Origin of the sequence: Sulfitobacter sp. UBA4523 (genome assembly GCF_002388305.1) — a bacterium.
Classification (GTDB): domain Bacteria; phylum Pseudomonadota; class Alphaproteobacteria; order Rhodobacterales; family Rhodobacteraceae; genus Sulfitobacter; species Sulfitobacter pontiacus.
In genome coordinates, this window is the sequence record NZ_DGMH01000064.1 from 1 (window position 1) to 16,538 (window position 16,538).

The 16,538-nt window shown below is 62.1% G+C and carries 16 protein-coding genes, 1 other RNA gene and 1 pseudogene; 7 read left to right on the forward strand and 11 right to left on the reverse strand.

Translation table 11 applies throughout. The annotated features are described in order from the left end of the window. Positions 1-924 (forward strand): annotated as a pseudogene (locus B3849_RS14675) (D-alanyl-D-alanine carboxypeptidase); the annotation flags it as partial. Between the two features lie 11 nt (positions 925-935). Here the strand turns inward: B3849_RS14675 and B3849_RS14680 are convergent. The 5 genes from B3849_RS14680 to B3849_RS14700 all read right to left on the reverse strand — a co-directional run bounded on the left by B3849_RS14680 (position 936) and on the right by B3849_RS14700 (position 7,387). Next, positions 936-2,534 (reverse strand): ABC transporter ATP-binding protein, encoded by a 1,599-nt coding sequence (locus B3849_RS14680; protein ID WP_278424652.1) that lies wholly within the window; start codon positions 2,532-2,534, stop codon positions 936-938. Beyond that, positions 2,531-3,637 carry an ABC transporter permease gene (locus B3849_RS14685; RefSeq protein ID WP_074637256.1) on the reverse strand — a complete coding sequence of 369 codons (1,107 nt, stop codon included), beginning with the start codon at positions 3,635-3,637 and terminating at the stop codon, positions 2,531-2,533. Before B3849_RS14685 ends, B3849_RS14680 begins: the two co-directional genes overlap by 4 nt. Positions 3,638-3,642: 5 nt before the next feature. After that, positions 3,643-4,731, reverse strand: coding sequence for a microcin C ABC transporter permease YejB (locus B3849_RS14690; RefSeq protein ID WP_278424654.1), 1,089 nt, complete (start codon positions 4,729-4,731; stop codon positions 3,643-3,645). A 9-nt stretch (positions 4,732-4,740) separates the two neighbouring features. Next, positions 4,741-6,690 (reverse strand): extracellular solute-binding protein, encoded by a 1,950-nt coding sequence (locus tag B3849_RS14695; protein WP_278424655.1) that lies wholly within the window; start codon positions 6,688-6,690, stop codon positions 4,741-4,743. Between the two features lie 187 nt (positions 6,691-6,877). After that, positions 6,878-7,387: a c-type cytochrome gene (locus B3849_RS14700; RefSeq protein WP_005850037.1), complete on the reverse strand. Its 510-nt coding sequence runs from the start codon at positions 7,385-7,387 to the stop codon at positions 6,878-6,880. A gap of 132 nt (positions 7,388-7,519) precedes the next feature. Between B3849_RS14700 and B3849_RS14705 the strand changes: the two genes are divergently transcribed. Next, the gene (locus tag B3849_RS14705) at positions 7,520-8,368 is read left to right on the forward strand and encodes a prephenate dehydratase (protein ID WP_037941199.1); all 849 of its coding nucleotides are present in this window, start codon (positions 7,520-7,522) and stop codon (positions 8,366-8,368) included. A 23-nt stretch (positions 8,369-8,391) separates the two neighbouring features. Here the strand turns inward: B3849_RS14705 and B3849_RS14710 are convergent, their stop codons facing one another. Then, positions 8,392-8,859 (reverse strand): SRPBCC family protein, encoded by a 468-nt coding sequence (locus tag B3849_RS14710; RefSeq protein ID WP_005850040.1) that lies wholly within the window; start codon positions 8,857-8,859, stop codon positions 8,392-8,394. 36 nt (positions 8,860-8,895) lie between these two features. After that, a complete protein-coding gene (gene nudC / locus B3849_RS14715) occupies positions 8,896-9,864 on the reverse strand; it encodes an NAD(+) diphosphatase (RefSeq protein ID WP_132998169.1) in 969 nt (322 codons plus the stop codon). Between the two features lie 148 nt (positions 9,865-10,012). Here nudC and ffs point away from each other — a divergent pair. Beyond that, an RNA gene (ffs, locus tag B3849_RS14720) (signal recognition particle sRNA small type) lies at positions 10,013-10,110 on the forward strand. Positions 10,111-10,345: 235 nt separating this feature from the next. On the opposite strand, the gene ypfJ is transcribed toward ffs, so the two are convergent. After that, complete coding sequence (ypfJ, locus tag B3849_RS14725; protein ID WP_278424658.1) at positions 10,346-11,191, reverse strand: KPN_02809 family neutral zinc metallopeptidase; 846 nt, start codon at positions 11,189-11,191, stop codon at positions 10,346-10,348. A gap of 63 nt (positions 11,192-11,254) precedes the next feature. Between ypfJ and B3849_RS14730 the strand changes: the two genes are divergently transcribed. From B3849_RS14730 to recR, 4 genes are all read left to right on the forward strand, one after another. Then, on the forward strand, positions 11,255-11,617 hold the full coding sequence (locus tag B3849_RS14730; protein WP_037966831.1) for a DUF202 domain-containing protein: 363 nt from the start codon (positions 11,255-11,257) through the stop codon (positions 11,615-11,617). Positions 11,618-11,651: 34 nt separating this feature from the next. Next, on the forward strand, positions 11,652-13,400 hold the full coding sequence (locus tag B3849_RS14735; protein ID WP_286780388.1) for a DNA polymerase III subunit gamma/tau: 1,749 nt from the start codon (positions 11,652-11,654) through the stop codon (positions 13,398-13,400). A gap of 110 nt (positions 13,401-13,510) precedes the next feature. Beyond that, positions 13,511-13,855, forward strand: a complete 345-nt coding sequence (locus B3849_RS14740; protein WP_005850050.1) for a YbaB/EbfC family nucleoid-associated protein — start codon at positions 13,511-13,513, stop codon at positions 13,853-13,855. A gap of 72 nt (positions 13,856-13,927) precedes the next feature. Continuing rightward, positions 13,928-14,521 carry a recombination mediator RecR gene (gene recR / locus B3849_RS14745; protein WP_009825384.1) on the forward strand — a complete coding sequence of 198 codons (594 nt, stop codon included), beginning with the start codon at positions 13,928-13,930 and terminating at the stop codon, positions 14,519-14,521. A gap of 12 nt (positions 14,522-14,533) precedes the next feature. Here recR and B3849_RS14750 read toward each other — a convergent pair whose 3' ends face one another. The 3 genes from B3849_RS14750 to B3849_RS14760 form a co-directional block, all read right to left on the reverse strand. Next, positions 14,534-15,481: a 3-hydroxyacyl-CoA dehydrogenase NAD-binding domain-containing protein gene (locus tag B3849_RS14750; protein ID WP_278424662.1), complete on the reverse strand. Its 948-nt coding sequence runs from the start codon at positions 15,479-15,481 to the stop codon at positions 14,534-14,536. Continuing rightward, the gene (locus tag B3849_RS14755) at positions 15,474-16,052 is read right to left on the reverse strand and encodes a histidine phosphatase family protein (protein ID WP_064215875.1); all 579 of its coding nucleotides are present in this window, start codon (positions 16,050-16,052) and stop codon (positions 15,474-15,476) included. The genes B3849_RS14750 and B3849_RS14755 overlap by 8 nt, the downstream gene beginning before the upstream one ends. Positions 16,053-16,082: 30 nt before the next feature. Then, the coding region (locus B3849_RS14760) for a TetR/AcrR family transcriptional regulator (RefSeq protein ID WP_286780389.1) at positions 16,083-16,538 on the reverse strand (456 nt) is incomplete at its 5' end.

Genomic DNA, 16,538 nt, shown 5'->3' on the forward strand with positions numbered 1-16,538 from the left:
GCGCAGGGTCTCGAGTACAACGGAATCGAACAGCGCAACCACGATCCGATAACAGGTGTCGTGCCCGGTGCCGACGGGATCAAGACCGGCTACACCCGCGCCGCCGGCTTCAACCTCACCGCCTCGGCCGAACGGGGCAATGAACGCATTATCGTGACCGTCTTCGGCGGCACCTCCACCAGCGCGCGGAACGCTAAAGTGGCCGAGCTGATGGATCTGGGCTTCCGCCGCGCCCCCTCCAGCGCGCCGCTGAAAAAACCCTCCAAACCCGCTTACGCCGATGTCGAAGATACGCCCGTCGCATCCGACGGGGCCGCGGGCAAGGTCATCCGCCTCGTGGGGGCCGTCACCACCTCCAAACGTCCCACATTGCGTCCGGGCCACCAGCCTCAGGTCGTGGTTGCCACCGCAGAGGTGCCCCAAGCGACCTCGCCGATCCTGAACTCGGACATCACCGCCGCGCTGAAAGAGGCGCAGAAAACCGCGCCGCCCGTCGTGGCAGAGGCCCCTGCCCCGACACCGGAACCCGCAGCAGAGGCGGAAACCCTGCTCGCCTCGGTCTCGGTCCGGCCCACGCTGCGCCCCTCGGCTGCCGCATCGCTGGTTGAAACCGCCGCGGTAAAACAGGTCACCCCCAAAGCGCCCCCCGCCCCCGAGGTCATCACACGCGTGTCGACATCTGGTGGCCGTCACTGGGGCGTGAATGTGGGCCGCTATCCCAGCCGCTATGCCGCCGAGAAAGTGTTGCTGAAAACCGCATTGTCCGAAATCTCGACCCTCGACGGCAGCCTGCGCAAAGTCGTGCGTCGCCCGCAAGGGTTCGACGCCAACTTCCTTGGCATGACCCGCGAGACAGCCGATCTGGCCTGCCGCCGTCTGGTCGCCCGCAATGTGAACTGCTTTATGATCGGGCCAAGCTCTTAAGCTTGGCCTGCTCAGGTCGTCGCCTGTAGCAAGGTGCGCGTATAATCGGACTGCGGATTGTCATACAGCGTATCGACATCGCCGTATTCGACCACATCCCCCCGCTTCATCACCATCACCTTATGCGACATCGCGCGCACGACTTTCAGGTCGTGGCTGATGAACAGATAGGCCAGCCCGTATTTGCGCTGCAGATTGCGCAGCAGGTCCACGATCTGCACCTGCACGGTCATATCCAGCGCCGAGGTAGGCTCGTCCAGCACCAGCAGCTTGGGCCGCAGCACCATCGCCCGCGCAATCGCGATCCGCTGACGTTGCCCGCCGGAAAATTCGTGCGGATAGCGGTCCATCGTGGCCGGGTCCAAGCCCACCTCGATCATCACATCGCGTACCAGTTCGCGCTGATTGCGGTCGGGGTCCACCTTATGCACGCTCAGCCCTTCGGCGATGATCTGCATACAGGTCATCCGCGGCGACAGGCTGCCGAACGGATCCTGAAACACGATCTGCATATCCTTGCGCAACCGCCGCAACTGCCGCGTGGACCAACTGCGCACGTCCTGCCCCATAAAGTTGATCCCCCCTTCAGAGGAGATCAAGCGCATGATCGCCAGTGCCAGCGTCGTCTTGCCCGACCCGGATTCACCCACGATACCAAGGGTTTCCCCCGCGCGCACCGACAACGACGCGTCGTTTACCGCCTTCACGTGATCCACCGTCTTGCGCATGAACCCCTTCTGGATCGGGAACCAGACCTTCAGATGATCGGTGCTGGCGATCACCTCGGCATCGGGGGCAACCGGGTCCGGTCGGCCCGATGGCTCCGCCCCCAAAAGCTTGATCGTGTAGGGGTGCTGCGGGTTGTCAAAAATCTCGTGCGTGGGGCCGTGTTCGACAATCTCGCCCTGTTTCATCACGCAGACGCGATCGGCAATGCGGCGCACGATGCCCAGATCATGGGTGATGAACAGCAGGCCCATGCCCTCGCTGTCTTTCAGCTCTTTCAGCAGGTCCAGTATCTGCGCCTGAATGGTCACATCCAAAGCCGTGGTCGGCTCATCCGCGATCAGCACATCGGGCTTGTTGGCCAGCGCCATCGCGATCATCACCCGTTGCCGTTGCCCACCCGACAGCTGATGCGGGTAGGCCCCCAACCGGCTTTCCGCATCCACGATCCCGACCTTGTCCAGCAGTTCAAGGATACGCGCCCGCGCCTCGGCCCCTGCCACGCCCTGATGCAGCGCCAGCGATTCCGCCAGCTGCTTTTCGATCGTATGCAGCGGGTTCAGCGAGGTCATCGGCTCTTGAAAGATAAAGCTGATGTCATTGCCACGCACCTTGCGCAGCAGCTTGTCGCTCGCCCCGACCATCTGCTGCCCGTCATACAGCACCGACCCCGACACCTCGGCACTGTCGCCCAACAGCGATACGGTGCTCAGCGCCGATACGGATTTACCCGAGCCGGACTCCCCCACCAGCGCCACGGTCTCCCCGCGCTGCACGGCAAAGCTCACGCCCTTGACCGCATGGGTCAACGCGCCTTCCTGACGGAAGGAGACGCGCAGGTCATCCACTTGCAGCACCGCGGCGTTCTGGGTCGAAGGCGTCATGAGAACGTCTTTCTCGGGTCAAAGGCGTCGCGGATCCCTTCAAAGATAAAGATCAGCAGCGACAGCATGATGGCAAAGGTGAAGAACGCGGTGAACGCCAGCCAGGGCGCTTGCAGGTTCTGCTTGGCTTGCAACGTCAGCTCGCCCAGGGACGGGGCCGACGACGGCAGGCCGAAGCCCAGAAAATCAAGGATCGCGAGCGTGCTGATCGTGCCGGTGATGATAAACGGCAGCATCGTCAGCATCGCGACCATCGCATTGGGCAGCATGTGGCGGAACATGATCGTCATATTCCCCACCCCAAGCGCACGCGCCGCACGCACATATTCAAGGTTCCGCGCGCGCAGGAATTCGGCCCGCACCACACCCACCAGCGACGTCCAACTGAACAGCACCAGCAAGAACACCAGCAGCCAGAAACTGCGCCCCAGAATGGCGAACATGATGATGATCACATAAAGCGACGGGGTCGAGGTCCAGATCTCGATCACGCGCTGGAAGATCAGATCCGTCCAGCCGCCAAAGAACCCCTGCACCGCCCCCGCGATGATCCCGATCAACGATGCCGCCCCCGTCACAATCAGGGTAAAGATGATCGACAGCCGGAAGCCATGAATGACCCGCGCCAGCACGTCACGTTTGGTGCCATCGGTGCCCAGCAGGTTCTGCCCGTTCGGCGGCAGCGGGGCCGCGCCGGGCCGGTCCACGGCGGTGTCAAAGCTATAGGGGATGGGCGGCCAGATCGACCAACCCGCCGAAATCGGCTCGCCCGCGACCTCGCCATCCTGCGCGTCCTCGATGATCCCCTCGGGGTCGTCCAGACAGTCGATCAACCCGCCCGAGGCAATCAGACATTGCACTTCGGGGTCGCGGTACACCGCTTCGGTCAGGAAATCGCCGCCGAATTCGGTCTCGGGGTAGAACTTGAAGATCGGCATGTAATAGTCGCCGCGATAGTTCACGAGGATCGGTTTGTCGTTGGCCACAAATTCGGCGAACAGCGAGATGCCAAACAGGATCGCGAAAATCCAAAGGCTCCAATAGGCGCGGCGGTTACGGGTAAAGTTACGCCAGCGGCGTTGGTTCAGCGGGGATAGCGCCATCGGGTTCAGCCCTCGCGTTTTTCAAAGTCGATGCGCGGGTCGACGACCACATACATCAGGTCAGACAGGATACCGACCAGCAGACCGATAAGGCCAAAGATGAACAGCGTGCCGAAGACGATCGGATAGTCCCGCGCAACCGCCGCCTCGAACCCCAGACGGCCCAAACCATCAAGGCTAAAGATCGTCTCGATGATCAGCGAGCCGCCAAAGAACACACCGATAAACACCGCTGGAAAGCCCGCGATCACGATCAGCATCGCGTTGCGGAAGACGTGGCCGTACAACACCTTACGCTCTGACAGCCCCTTGGCCCGCGCCGTGACGACATATTGCTTCTTGATCTCGTCGAGAAAGCTGTTCTTGGTCAGCAACGTCAGCGTCGCAAAGGCCGAGATGGTCGAGGCCAGCACCGGCAGCGTGATGTGCCAGAAGTAATCCGCGACCTTGCCCAAGGGGCTCAGCTGGTCAAAGTTATCCGAAGTCAGCCCCCGCAGCGGGAATATCTGCCAGTAGGACCCGCCCGCGAACAGCACCAGCAGCAGGATCGCGAACAGAAAGCCCGGGATCGCATAGGCGGCGATAATCGCGCCCGATGTCCATGTATCAAAGGCCGTGCCATCCTTGACCGCCTTGCGGATGCCAAGGGGGATCGACACCAGATAGGCAATCAACGTCGACCACAGCCCCAGCGTGATCGACACGGGCAGCTTTTCCTTGATCAACTCGATCACGCTGATCGACCGAAAGTAGCTTTCGCCGAAATCGAACCGCATGTAATTCCACAGCATGTTCACGAACCGCTCTACCGGCGGTTTGTCAAAGCCGAACTCTTTCTCAAGCTCTGCGATGAATTCGGGCGGCAGGCCCCGTGCGCCAACGTAATTCTCGTTGCCGCCGGTATCTGCGGCATTCCCCGCATCCGATCCCCCGCCAGAGAACCCTTCGAACACGTCACCACCGCCCTGAATACGCGCGATCGCCTGCTCAACAGGGCCACCCGGCACAAACTGCACCAGTGCAAAGTTGATCAGCATGATCCCAAGCAACGTCGGTATGATCAGCAACAGCCGTCGAAGAATATATGCGCCCATGGCCGGCGTTTACCTCAGTGCGCCTGCAGCGCGCAAGGCGTCTGCTTTATCGGCATTGTACCACCAGAAATCGAGGTAGCCCAAAGCGTAAGGCGGCTGCGTTTCGGGGTGTTCGTACTGGTCGTAATAGGCGGTCCAGAAACTGTCGTTATACCAGGTCGGGATCATGAAAAATTCATAGCGCAGTGCCCGATCCAGCGCCATCAGGCTGGCGTCCTCTTCCTCTTTCGTGTCGGCTGCCAGCGACGCGGTCACAATCGCATCCACCAGCGGGCTGGCAAGCCCCGCAGGGTTGAACAGCGAATAGGCCGCCGCCTCTGACCCATAGCGTTGTTCCAGCCCGGTGCCTGTGCCCAGAAACGCCCCATAGCTGTCATAGACCATGTCGTAATCGCGGTCCCGTTCGCGGGCCGTGTATTGGGAACTGTCGACTTTCTCGAGCACGGCATCAATGCCCATGTTTTGCAAATTCGACATAAAGTTTTCAATCACCGCCGACAGCGTCGCCGACCCCGAGGAGTTCAGCAAGAACCGCAACTGCAAGGGTTTGCCCTGCGCATTATAGCGTTTGCCGTCATCGCCCACGGCCCAACCGGCCTCGTCCAGCAGCTTCATTGCGCGGCGCAGGTTGCGACGGTCCGACAGGCGGCTCGCATCCGAGGTATGCGGCACCACCGCGTCTTGCGTCAGCAGTTCGGGCGGCACGACATCGCCAAGGCTTTCCAGCAGCGCCAGCTCGGCCCCTTGGGGTGCGCCCGTGGCCATCAGCGGTGTGTCCTGCGTAAACGACGCCCGCTGTTTGAACAGCCCGTATTGCAGCGATTCATTGGTCCATTCAAAGTTGAACCCCAGGGCCACGGCCTCGCGCACGCGCTTGTCCTGCAAGACCTCGCGGCCAAGGTTGAACACGATGCCCGAGGGCGTGGGAGGCGACCCGTCGGGGATATCCTCTTTGACCACCTGCCCTGCGGTCACCTTGGGGAAGTCATAGGACGACGCCCATTGTTTCGAGCTGCCCTCGGTGCGGAAGGTATATTCACCCGCCTTGAAGGCCTCGAACGCGGAATTCTCGTCGCCGAAGTATTCGACGCGTATTTTATCGAAATTGTTGCGGCCCACGTTGAACGGCAGGTCCTTGCCCCAGTAATCGGGGTTGCGCTTGTAGACGATCCGACGGTTCACATCGATGCTGTCGATCATATACGGGCCGGACCCGGGCGAGGTTTCCAGCCGCGATTCGTCGAGCCGCGCGCCGGTTTCCTCGTACCATTTTTTCGACCACGCCGGCACGCCGCCGACCTGTTCGATCAGGCTGCGCCGGGACACGCCGGGGCTGAAATAGAACTTGATGGTGTAATCGTCGATCACCTCGACCTTGGGGATCAGCTTGCGCACTGCATCGGCATAGGATTTCAGCCCCTGATCCAGCAGCAGGTTGTGGCTAAAGGCGATGTCATGGGCCGTCACCGGATCGCCGGTCGAAAATTTCGCGTCCTTGCGCATGTGGAACACCACCCAATCCTTGCTCTCGGGGTATTCAAGGCTCTCGCACAGCAGGCAATAGGCTTCACCGTAAACATCGGCGGGCACGATCTCTCCGCCGACGCCCTCGCCAAGCAGGCTTTCATACATCACCGTGCTCAACGCGCCGCCACGGCCCTTGCGCGAATAGGGGTTCATCGAATCAAACGTCCCGAGGGTAGAGATTGAAATCTCGCCGCCTTTGGGGGCCTCGGGGTTCACATAGTCGAAATGGGTGTAGTCGGCGGGGTATTTCAGATCGCCGTAAAAGGAATAGCCATGCGCGGTGATGATCTTGTCACTGCCCTGCGCGGCGTCATCCTGCCCCCAAGCGGCACCGCCCAGCATCGCGGCCCCGAAAACAAGCAAGGCCGCGCCAGCGACGCGCAGCATGGGGGTTTGCGATTTTGTGTCAGCACGGGCATGGGTCCGGGGCATCGGGCGTATCCTTTATAACAACAGGCGATAGACAAGGGTCGTCGCGGCAGATCACTGCCGGATACACGCTAACGGCCCGACCGCCCAAGTTACAAGTTGCGAATATGTTACCTGACTGAAAACAGGGCACTTCACAGCAAAAGGCCGCCCACGAGGGGGCGGCCTTGCAATCGGAATATGGGGTGGATCAGTTGTCCAGGCTGTCGAGATAGGCGATCACATTCGCCCGGTCTTCGATCTTGGGCAGACCCGCGAAACCCATCGTGGTGCCTGGCGCGAAACCGGCAGGCTTGGTCAGGAAGGCGTTCAGGTTCTCGGGGGTCCATGTCTCAGCCACTTTCTCAAGCGCGCCGGAGTAGGACGCATACCCGTCAGCGGAATCAACCGGACGCCCGACAACACCGTAGAGGTAGGGACCAACCGCATTCGCACCATCTTCAACCTTGTGACAGGCGGAACATTTGCGGAAAACCTTTTCACCCTTGGCCGGATCAGCGGCCGCCATGATCTCGGCGAAATCGACTTCTTCAGCGGGCTCACCGCCACCAGAGGCGTCTGCCACTTCAATGACATAGCCTTGTTCGCCATGCGCTTCGGCATGATAAAGCTCTTCGCCCGCGAATTTGCCAAGCAGAAGGACAAGCCAAGCGCCAAACAGGCCGGCAGCGATTTTGGTAACGGTCATTGTATCGAACATGCGTGAAGGTCCATCGTTGGTATTCGGGCATCGTATTGCAGGCGTATCTATTGCTTTCCCTTCGTCGGGGCAAGGTGTAGTTACCGCGACCAAACGCCATAGTTGGCAACGGCTTGAAGAAGGATGCCCCTGATGACCAGTAAAACCGCGCCACGCATCGCTTTCCAAGGTGCTTTGGGGGCCTATAGCCACGAAGCCTGCCTGCAAGCCCGCCCCGACATGATCCCCGTGCCCTGCATGACCTTCGAAGGGGTGATCCGCGCCGTGCGCGAAGGCCGCGCCGATCTGGCGATGCTGCCGGTCGAAAACTCGACCTACGGGCGGGTTGCGGACATCCACCGGCTGCTGCCGCAAAGCGGGCTGCGCATCATCGCAGAGGCCTTCGTGCGCGTGCGCATCAGCCTGATGGCCCATGACGGTGTAAAGCTCGAAGACATCAAACACGTGCGCGCGCATATGGTGCTGATCCCGCAGGCGCGCAGCTGGCTGGACGCCCATGGCATCACGTCAGAGGCAGCGGCAGACAGCGCAGGGGCGGCGGCGGATCTTGCGGTGTCGGAGGAACGCGATGTCGGCGTGCTGGCAAGCGAGGTCGCGGCGGATATTCACGGGCTCAAGGTGCTGGCCCGCGACATCGAGGATCTGGACCATAACACCACCCGCTTTTTGCTGATGTCACCCGAGCTGGACCAGACCCGCCGTGCGGAAAACATGCTGACCACCTTTGTCTTTCAGGTGCGCAACATCCCGGCGGCGCTTTACAAGGCCATGGGCGGTTTCGCGACCAATGGCGTCAACATGACCAAGCTGGAAAGCTACATGGCGGGCGGGTCGTTCACGGCGACACAGTTCTATGCCGATATCGAAGGCCACCCCGAAGACCCCGCCGTCGCCCGCGCGCTGGAGGAGTTGGCGCATTTCACCAACTTCATCGATATTCTGGGCGTCTACCCCGCGCATCCCGACCGTCACGGCCAGTAAACGCGGTAACCACCGCAAACCCCCTAGCGGGGTTTGTGGTAGCGGTCTTCCATGTCCTTGGCATAGTCGCCGACACGTTTCTTGAACTTCTTGGTCAGCGAATTTTTGGCCAGTTTCAACGACTGCACCAGCAGACGGGCCGACAGGTTTTGTGGCTTGAGCTCTAGCGCGACCATGATGCGGGTGCGGCTGCGTGACAGGGCGACCAGATCAAAGCTCATGTCGCCGGTCAGCCCCTGCGAACGGGTGTTCAGCTTCATTTCGGTCGGGCGGTCAAAACGGTCCATCTCGACCTGAAGCTCGCGTCGTTTGCCGCGCATGTCAAAGGCAGCTTCCCACTGCATCCCCGGTCCCGCTTCTGCGAGCCGGTCCACGCGCTGCACCTCTGCGCCGCGGCGCATGGCGGCGCGTTCGAACTGGTCAAATTCGCACAGCATGTCGAATACCGCATCAATCGGCGCGTCGATGTCTTCTTTGGTGGAAAATTTCATGTTCTGCCTTGTTCGTCGTCTTTCCCGAAGGTTGCCTTAATCCAGCGTATCCGCAAGCCAGTTTTCCAGCAGGAAATGCGCAATCGCCCCCTTTCGGGCCGGTTTGATCTTGGGGTGTTGCCCGGCAAAGACATCCATCATGTCCTCTTTCGACACCCAAAGGGCCTCTTCGATCTCTTTGGGGTCGATGGTGATCTCGTGGCTTGTCGCCTCTCCGGCGCAGCCGAACATGAGCGACGCGGGAAAGGGCCAAGGCTGGCTCGCAAGATAGCTGACCTGACCGACCTGCACGCCCGCCTCTTCGAATACCTCGCGGCGCACGGCGGCTTCGAGCGTTTCACCCGGTTCGACAAACCCCGCCAAAAGCGAGAACATCCCCTCGGGCCAACCCGGCGACCGCCCCATCAGGACAGAGTTGCCGTGGGTAATCAGCATGATCACAACCGGATCGGTGCGCGGAAAATGCGACGCGCGACACGCGGGACAGTTGCGTTGCCAGCCTGCGTCATTCACCACGGTTTCAAAGCCGCAGCGGGCGCAGTAGCCGTGGTTTTCGTGCCACGCCAGAATGGCCTTGCCGGTCGCGGCGAGTTCGGCGTCACGCGGGCTGAGCCACGTCATCACGCGGCGCATTTCGACGAAAGCATAGTCGGGCGGCAACATCGGGTGGCGCTGTTCGCTTTGATCCACGAAAGACCCCAGCTGACGCGGGTCGAAGTCATCGGGCATCCACGGCGACAGGTCATAGGCAAACCGCGCGGCCCCCTCTTCGCGCCCCAGCAAGATCGGGGCAGAGCCGGCATCCGCCAGAACGGGGTGATCCAGCGGCAAACGCACAACAGACGCGGGGCGCGCGGGGTCGATCAGGACCTTACCCCGCCAGAACAGAATGGCGCGGGCGGCGTCATCGGCGCGCAATGCGGCCACGGCCTCCTTGTCGGCGCGAACCTCTCCGGCGCGGTCAAGCGCTGACCCTCCGAAAGTGACCGTCTCGGCGTGCTTCATGCGTATCCTCCCGTTTGCGTGCACCATGCCTATTGGCCAAACCGCGCGATGCCAAGGCTGCATGGCGCTGTGCCCGCTAAAAACGCCCGAGATAAAATCGCCTTTGGGCCCGTCTTGCATCCCATCCGGCCCTATACTATATGGACGGTGAGAGGTTGGTGCGGGCAGGTGCCTCGCCAACCCGGTCAGATCCGGAAGGAAGCAGCCGTAACGAGACCCACTTGGGTCGTTATCAGCCTCTCACCCCAGCGTATTTTGCGCAGCAAAATACGCGTCGCCCCGCAGGGTCATCCAAAGGATGGCCCGAGAGGGGCAGCCCACCCCGCCATATATAGATTGCTTATTGCCCCTGCCCCGCAGCGCCCCGCGGCGGTTGGGTATTGGCATTTCGGCACGGCCACAGGCAACAGGTCAGGTTACCCACGGGTAACTTAACCTCTTGTTTATAATAATTATTTTTGCGTTATAGCATCGAACGCTGTTACAGCTGCTCTGCCGCAAATGTGTCGCATTGGCCGACCTGACCGCTATCGAACCCGCGCTGGAACCAGCTTGAACGCTGCTCGGACGTGCCGTGGGTAAAGGTGTGGGGCTGGGGGACGCGACCGGCCTGACGTTGCAGGTGGTCATCGCCGATCTTGCGCGCGGCGTTCAATGCCTCGTCCAGATCACCCCGCTCCATCAGACCTTTGACGTTCTTGGCCCAGATGCCCGAAAAACAATCGGCCATCAGCTCGAGCCGTACGGTCAGGGCGTTCGCCTCGGCGGTCGAGGATTGGCGGCGCAGCGCATCGACCTTGGGCAGGATGCCCAGTTCGTTCTGGACGTGGTGGGCGACCTCGTGGGCAATCACATAGGCGGCGGCGAAATCCCCGCCTGCTCCCATGCGCTGCGCCAGAAGATCAAAGAATTGCGTGTCGATATAGGCCTTTTCATCCGCAGGGCAGTAGAACGGCCCCGTCGCGCCAGAGGCCCCGCCACAGGCACTTTGCGTGACGTTGGAAAAGACAACGAGCTTGGGCGGCACGTATTCACGGCCCAACTGCTGTGTGAAAATCTCGCCCCAGACATCTTCGGTGGTGGCCAGCACCCGCGCGGTGAACTGCGTGGCCTGCTCGTCAGAGTCAGAGACCGGCGCGCCCTGCTGGGTTTGCGGCGCGCCGCCCCCGTTCAGCAAGGGCGATACGTCGATGCCGGTGAAATAGCCGATCGCCAGCACCGCCAAGACGCCGACGATCCCCAGACCGCCCGCACGCCCGGCACCGCCCCCGCGCCCCCCGCGGCGGACCTCAACGTTTTTGCTTCTTCTGATGCCGCGCAACCGCATAAATCTGTCCCCGTTATGTCAAATATTATTGTCAGCGTAACGCGCGACGCGCACAATAGTTCAATGAATAAAAGCAATGAGCTGGCCGAGAACCGCACCGACTGGGCCGAAGACCGCACGATTTTGGCGAACGAGCGCACCTTTGCAGGATGGATGCGCACGGGGATGGCGTCGCTTGCGGTGGCGATCGGGCTTAAGGCGGTGTTCGGTGATTTTGACCCGACCTGGGCTGCGAAAAGCGTGGCAACGATCTTTGTCGTCGCGGCGGTCTATATCTTCTGGGCGGCCCATGATGCGGCGACCAAGACGCTGGACCGGCTGAACGACCACCATGCCAATGCGCAACCCAATGCGCGGATGAAGACGCTGGCGGTGATTTTCAGCTTTGCCTCGGTTGCGGTTGGCGGCATCCTTTGGATGCTCTAGGTTCAGGGCTTCAATCGAATCTTGCAGGATCGTCATGACAGCACCCTCTGCCTATCGCGTATTGGCCCGCAAATACCGGCCTGAAACCTTTGCCGATCTGGTCGGGCAGGACGCGATGGTGCGCACGCTGAAAAACGCGTTCGAGGCGGATCGCATTGCGCAGGCGTTTATCATGACCGGCATCCGCGGGACCGGCAAAACGACGACAGCACGGATCATCGCCAAGGGGATGAACTGCATCGGGCCGGACGGCAACGGCGGGCCGACGACGGAACCCTGCGGGGTCTGCGAACATTGCGTCGCCATCATGGAGGGCCGTCATGTCGACGTGATGGAGATGGACGCCGCATCGAACACCGGCGTCGGCAATATCCGCGAGATCATCGACAGCGTGCATTACCGCGCGGCCTCGGCCCGGTACAAAGTCTATATCATCGATGAGGTGCACATGCTGTCGACCGGCGCGTTCAACGCGCTGCTTAAGACGCTTGAGGAACCGCCAGAGCACGTCAAATTCATCTTCGCCACGACCGAGATCCGCAAGGTGCCCGTGACCGTGCTGTCGCGCTGCCAACGCTTTGATTTGCGCCGGATCGAGCCCGAGGTGATGATCGCGCTGATGCGCAAGATCGCCACCGCCGAAGGGGCCGAGATTGCAGAGGATGCGCTGGCGCTGATCACCCGTGCCGCCGAAGGGTCGGCGCGCGATGCCACGTCCTTGCTGGATCAGGCAATCAGCCACGGGGCGGGCGAAACGACGGCGGTGCAGGTGCGTGCGATGCTGGGGCTGGCGGATCGCGGGCGGGTGCTGGACCTGTTCGATATGATCCTGCGCGGCGATGCGGCCGGCGCGCTGGACGAGCTGGGCAACCAGTATTCCGACGGGGCCGACCCGATGGCCGTGCTGCGCGATCTGGCCGAGATCACCCATTGGGTATCGGTGGTCAAGATCACCCCCGATGCCGCCGAAGATCCCACCGTCTCGCCCGAGGAACGCAGCCGTGGCGTCACCATGGCGGAAACCCTGCCGATGCGCGTGCTGACCCGTCTGTGGCAGATGTTGCTGAAAGCGCTGGACGAGGTGGCAAGCGCGCCCAATGCGATGATGGCCGCCGAGATGGCCGTGATCCGCCTGACCCATGTCGCCGACCTGCCCAGCCCTGAAGAGCTTGCCCGCAAGCTGGCCAATACCACGCCTCCTCCCGCCCCGCCGCAGGGTCCGGGGGGCGGGGCCGCCGTGCCCGCCGGAGGTGGATCGACCAGCGCCATGGGCAGCCAGCAGATGTCGGGCGGTCCTGCGGGCGGCGCGACGATGGCGGCACTTGCGCCGGCGGTGGCGCAGGCTTTGGCGCAGTACCCGACGTTTGAACATGTGGTCGAGCTGATCCGCAGCAACCGCGACGTGAAGCTGTTGGTGGAGGTCGAGACCTCGGTCCGGCTGGCGGCCTATCAACCGGGGCGGATCGAATTCACCCCGACCGACAGCGCCCCCCGCGATCTGGCGCAGCGCCTTGGCACGCGGCTGCAACTGTGGACCGGTAACCGCTGGGCTGTGACCATCGTGGGCGACAGCAGCGCCAAAACCATCGCCGAAGTCCGTGACGCCAAGGAAAACGCGCTGAAATCGCAGGCGGAAAACCACCCGTTGATGCAGGCCGTCATGGCGAGCTTTCCCGGGGCCAAGATCCTGTCGATCCGCACGCCCGAGGAAATCGCCGCCGCCGCCGTGTCCGAAGCGCTGCCCGAGGTCGAAGACGAATGGGACCCTTTCGAGGACGACTGACCCCGCCTGCCCCTGCTCTGCCCGCGACCTATCCACGCCGGGGCACCCCTTGTCGGGGGGCGGCAAAGACCGCATATACATAAGCAAATAAAGCTACAGGAGACGACCACATGCTTAAAGGTTTGGGTGCCATGGGTGACATGGCCAAGATGATGAAGACGGCGCAGCAGATGCAGGGCAAGATGGCGCAGCTGCAAGAAGACATGCACAATATCATCGTCGAAGGGGAATCCGGTGCCGGTCTGGTCAAGGCGACCTGCACCGCCAAGGGCGAGCTGAAGTCGCTGGATATCGATCCGTCGATCTTCAACGGCGACGAGAAAGAAGTCGTCGAGGACCTGATCCTCGCCGCGATCAAGGACGCGCAGACCAAAGCCACCGACCGCGCCCAGTCCGAGATGAGCAAGCTGACCGAAGGCATGGGTCTGCCCGCGGATATGAAGCTGCCGTTCTGATCCTTCCAAATGGGGTTAAATCCTCGCCGAAGGCATTAAACTCTTTCACATCAACGCCATGGGGGTCCACAGATGAGCAGCACACGCGACATTGATGCGCTCATCGACCTGATGGCGCGGCTGCCCGGATTGGGGCCACGCTCGGCCCGCCGGGCGGTGCTGCATCTGATCCGAAAGCGCGCGCTGTTGCTGACCCCTTTGGCCGATATGATGCAGACCGTGGCGGCGACGGCGCGCGAATGTATCAACTGCGGCAATGTGGGCACCGCCGATATCTGCGACATCTGCACGTCGGAGAAACGCGCCAATGGCGAGATTTGCGTGGTCGAGGATGTTGCGGACCTATGGGCGATGGAGCGGTCGGGCGTGTTCAAGGGGCGCTATCATGTGCTGGGTGGCACGCTGTCGGCGCTGGATGCCATCGGCCCGCAGGAATTGCGCATCCCCCGGCTGCTGGACCGCGTGCGCGACGAGGCCGTGTCGGAGGTTATTCTGGCGCTGAACGCCACCATCGACGGGCAGACCACGGCGCATTACATCGCGGACCAGCTTGAGGGTCAGGTGCGGTTGACCTCTCTGGCCCAGGGTGTGCCGATCGGCGGGGAACTTGATTACCTTGACGATGGGACGATCACCGCAGCGATGCGCGCGCGCAAATCCATCTAGGGCCCCGTGGCCTCAGGCTTTCCGATCCGCCAGCCGTTTGCGCATCTGTGCAAGTTCGATCAGGGCGACGTCGCGTTCGGCCTCTAGCTGGGCGATGCTGCGGCCTGCGGCCTCAACGTTCACCCCGTCGACCAGACGCGCGCAGGTATCGGCGTCGAGCGTAGGCGCGCCGAGATTATCCCAACGTTTCTGCTGGCTTGGCCCGAGATGGGCCAGATAGCCCGCCATGCCCCCGGCACCCCCGCCAAGGTGATAGGCCATATGCGCCCCCAGCACCGACCAGCGCAGCCCCGGTCCGTTGACCAGCGCCTGATCCACCGCGTCGACATCGGCGATGCCCTCGGCGACGATATGCACCGCCTCGCGCCAGAGCGCCGAGGACAGCCGGTTGGCGATATGCCCTACCGCATCTTTTTTCAGCCGCACGGGCGCGGAGCCGAGGCTGCGGTAGAACCTTTCGGCCCAGTCGAGCACCTGAGGATCGGGGCCGTAGACTTCGACCAGCGGCACCAGATGGGGCGGATTGAAGGGGTGTGCGGTGATCAGCCGGTCGGGGTGCAGCATCCCCGGCACAAGATCCGACCACGGGTGCGCCGAGGTGCTGGAGGCGATAATCACATCCGGCGCGACGATAGTTTCGATCTGTGCGTAAAGCTGGTGTTTCAGCGGCACGTTCTCGGGCGCGTTTTCCTGGATCAGCACAACGTCTTGTAGGGCGTCTTGCAAACTCTCGTGGGTTGAAAGCGCGCCTTGGGGGGCCGCCCCTGCCGAGATTTCTTGCAGTTGCGCCAAGGGCCCCGCCACGCGGGCGGCGAAACCGTCGCGGGCACCTGTGTCAGGGTCCCACGCGCGGACGCTGTGGCCTGCGTGCTGGAACAGCGCGGCCCAGCTTGCGCCGATCAACCCGCAGCCGATGACGGCCACGGTGCAGGGGGGCATCATCGAGGTCGTGTCAGTCAACCGACAGCACCGTTTCCTGCCCGTTTTCAAGCACATAGACGCAGCCCTGCCGGTTTGACAACTGGCCCAGCTCGGCGCGGCTCAACCCGCAGAGCGCGCCGCGCAAAAGCTGGCCGCTAAGCCCGTGGGCGACCACGACGGTGGGTTCGGTCAGCGTGTCGACAAAGGCATTCACCCGCGCCTGAAACACGTCAAAGCCTTCGCCACCGGGAGCGGCACAATAGAATTCCATATGGGGGCTTTGCGCCGTGATGCCTTCGGGCAGGTTCTTGAAGATATCGGCGCGCAGGTGGCCTTCCCAATCGCCGGCGAAAATCTCTTTCAGACGATCGTCGGTCTGGTAGTCCCGCCCGCCAAGGGCGATATCCGCGGTCTGGCGCGTGCGTTTAAGCGGCGACACGATGCAGGGCAGGTTATCCGCAAGGATCGGTGCCATCAGCTCGGCCTGCTGCTGCGCATGGACCTTGCCCCGTTCGGAAAGCACGGATTCGGTCTGGCCCTGCACCCTCCCTTCTGCGTTCCATTCGGTTTCACCGTGCCGCAGGAACCAGACTTTGGGATAGGATTTCATGACGTGGGGCCTTTTATCGCGTTGAGTTGCCTAGCACTTTGGCTCAAGCGCGCGCAGAACGCCACCCACACAAAAATCAAGCAAGAGCGGGCGATACACCATAGGGCTTTCGCGCCGATCACTTTGCGACAGGCCCGCAATGCGGATGCCACTTGCGACGATGGACACCATCGAGGACACGGTCAGCGACAGCACCGCGGCAAGCTGTTCACGGTCGGCATCAGGACGCAGACGCGCCATTTCATCAAGGTAGATAGAGGCGACGCGATCATAAAGCGGCCCTGCCTCGCGGTAATAGCGTTCGTCAGACATGATCCGCGCCACCAGCTGCGCATAGGCCCGCCATTGCGGATCCCCGCGCGAGGCGATTTCGAGATACGGGGTGACATAGGCATCGATCAGCGTCTCCAGCGTGAGCCGCTCTGTCGATTTGAGCGCATCAAGCCGTGCCATGCGCATGGCATTAAGCGTTTCGACCCGCCGTTT

Bases quoted from the DNA above. Each gene is read 5' to 3' on its own strand.
- B3849_RS14680 (WP_278424652.1), bottom strand. From the start codon at position 2,534: ATGACGCCTTCGACCCAGAACGCCGCGGTGCTGCAAGTGGATGACCTG.
- B3849_RS14685 (WP_074637256.1), bottom strand. From the start codon at position 3,637: ATGGCGCTATCCCCGCTGAACCAACGCCGCTGGCGTAACTTTACCCGT.
- B3849_RS14690 (WP_278424654.1), bottom strand. From the start codon at position 4,731: ATGGGCGCATATATTCTTCGACGGCTGTTGCTGATCATACCGACGTTG.
- B3849_RS14695 (WP_278424655.1), bottom strand. From the start codon at position 6,690: ATGCCCCGGACCCATGCCCGTGCTGACACAAAATCGCAAACCCCCATG.
- B3849_RS14700 (WP_005850037.1), bottom strand. From the start codon at position 7,387: ATGTTCGATACAATGACCGTTACCAAAATCGCTGCCGGCCTGTTTGGC.
- B3849_RS14705 (WP_037941199.1), top strand. From the start codon at position 7,520: ATGACCAGTAAAACCGCGCCACGCATCGCTTTCCAAGGTGCTTTGGGG.
- B3849_RS14710 (WP_005850040.1), bottom strand. From the start codon at position 8,859: ATGAAATTTTCCACCAAAGAAGACATCGACGCGCCGATTGATGCGGTA.
- nudC (WP_132998169.1), bottom strand. From the start codon at position 9,864: ATGAAGCACGCCGAGACGGTCACTTTCGGAGGGTCAGCGCTTGACCGC.
- ypfJ (WP_278424658.1), bottom strand. From the start codon at position 11,191: ATGCGGTTGCGCGGCATCAGAAGAAGCAAAAACGTTGAGGTCCGCCGC.
- B3849_RS14730 (WP_037966831.1), top strand. From the start codon at position 11,255: ATGAATAAAAGCAATGAGCTGGCCGAGAACCGCACCGACTGGGCCGAA.
- B3849_RS14735 (WP_286780388.1), top strand. From the start codon at position 11,652: ATGACAGCACCCTCTGCCTATCGCGTATTGGCCCGCAAATACCGGCCT.
- B3849_RS14740 (WP_005850050.1), top strand. From the start codon at position 13,511: ATGCTTAAAGGTTTGGGTGCCATGGGTGACATGGCCAAGATGATGAAG.
- recR (WP_009825384.1), top strand. From the start codon at position 13,928: ATGAGCAGCACACGCGACATTGATGCGCTCATCGACCTGATGGCGCGG.
- B3849_RS14755 (WP_064215875.1), bottom strand. From the start codon at position 16,052: ATGAAATCCTATCCCAAAGTCTGGTTCCTGCGGCACGGTGAAACCGAA.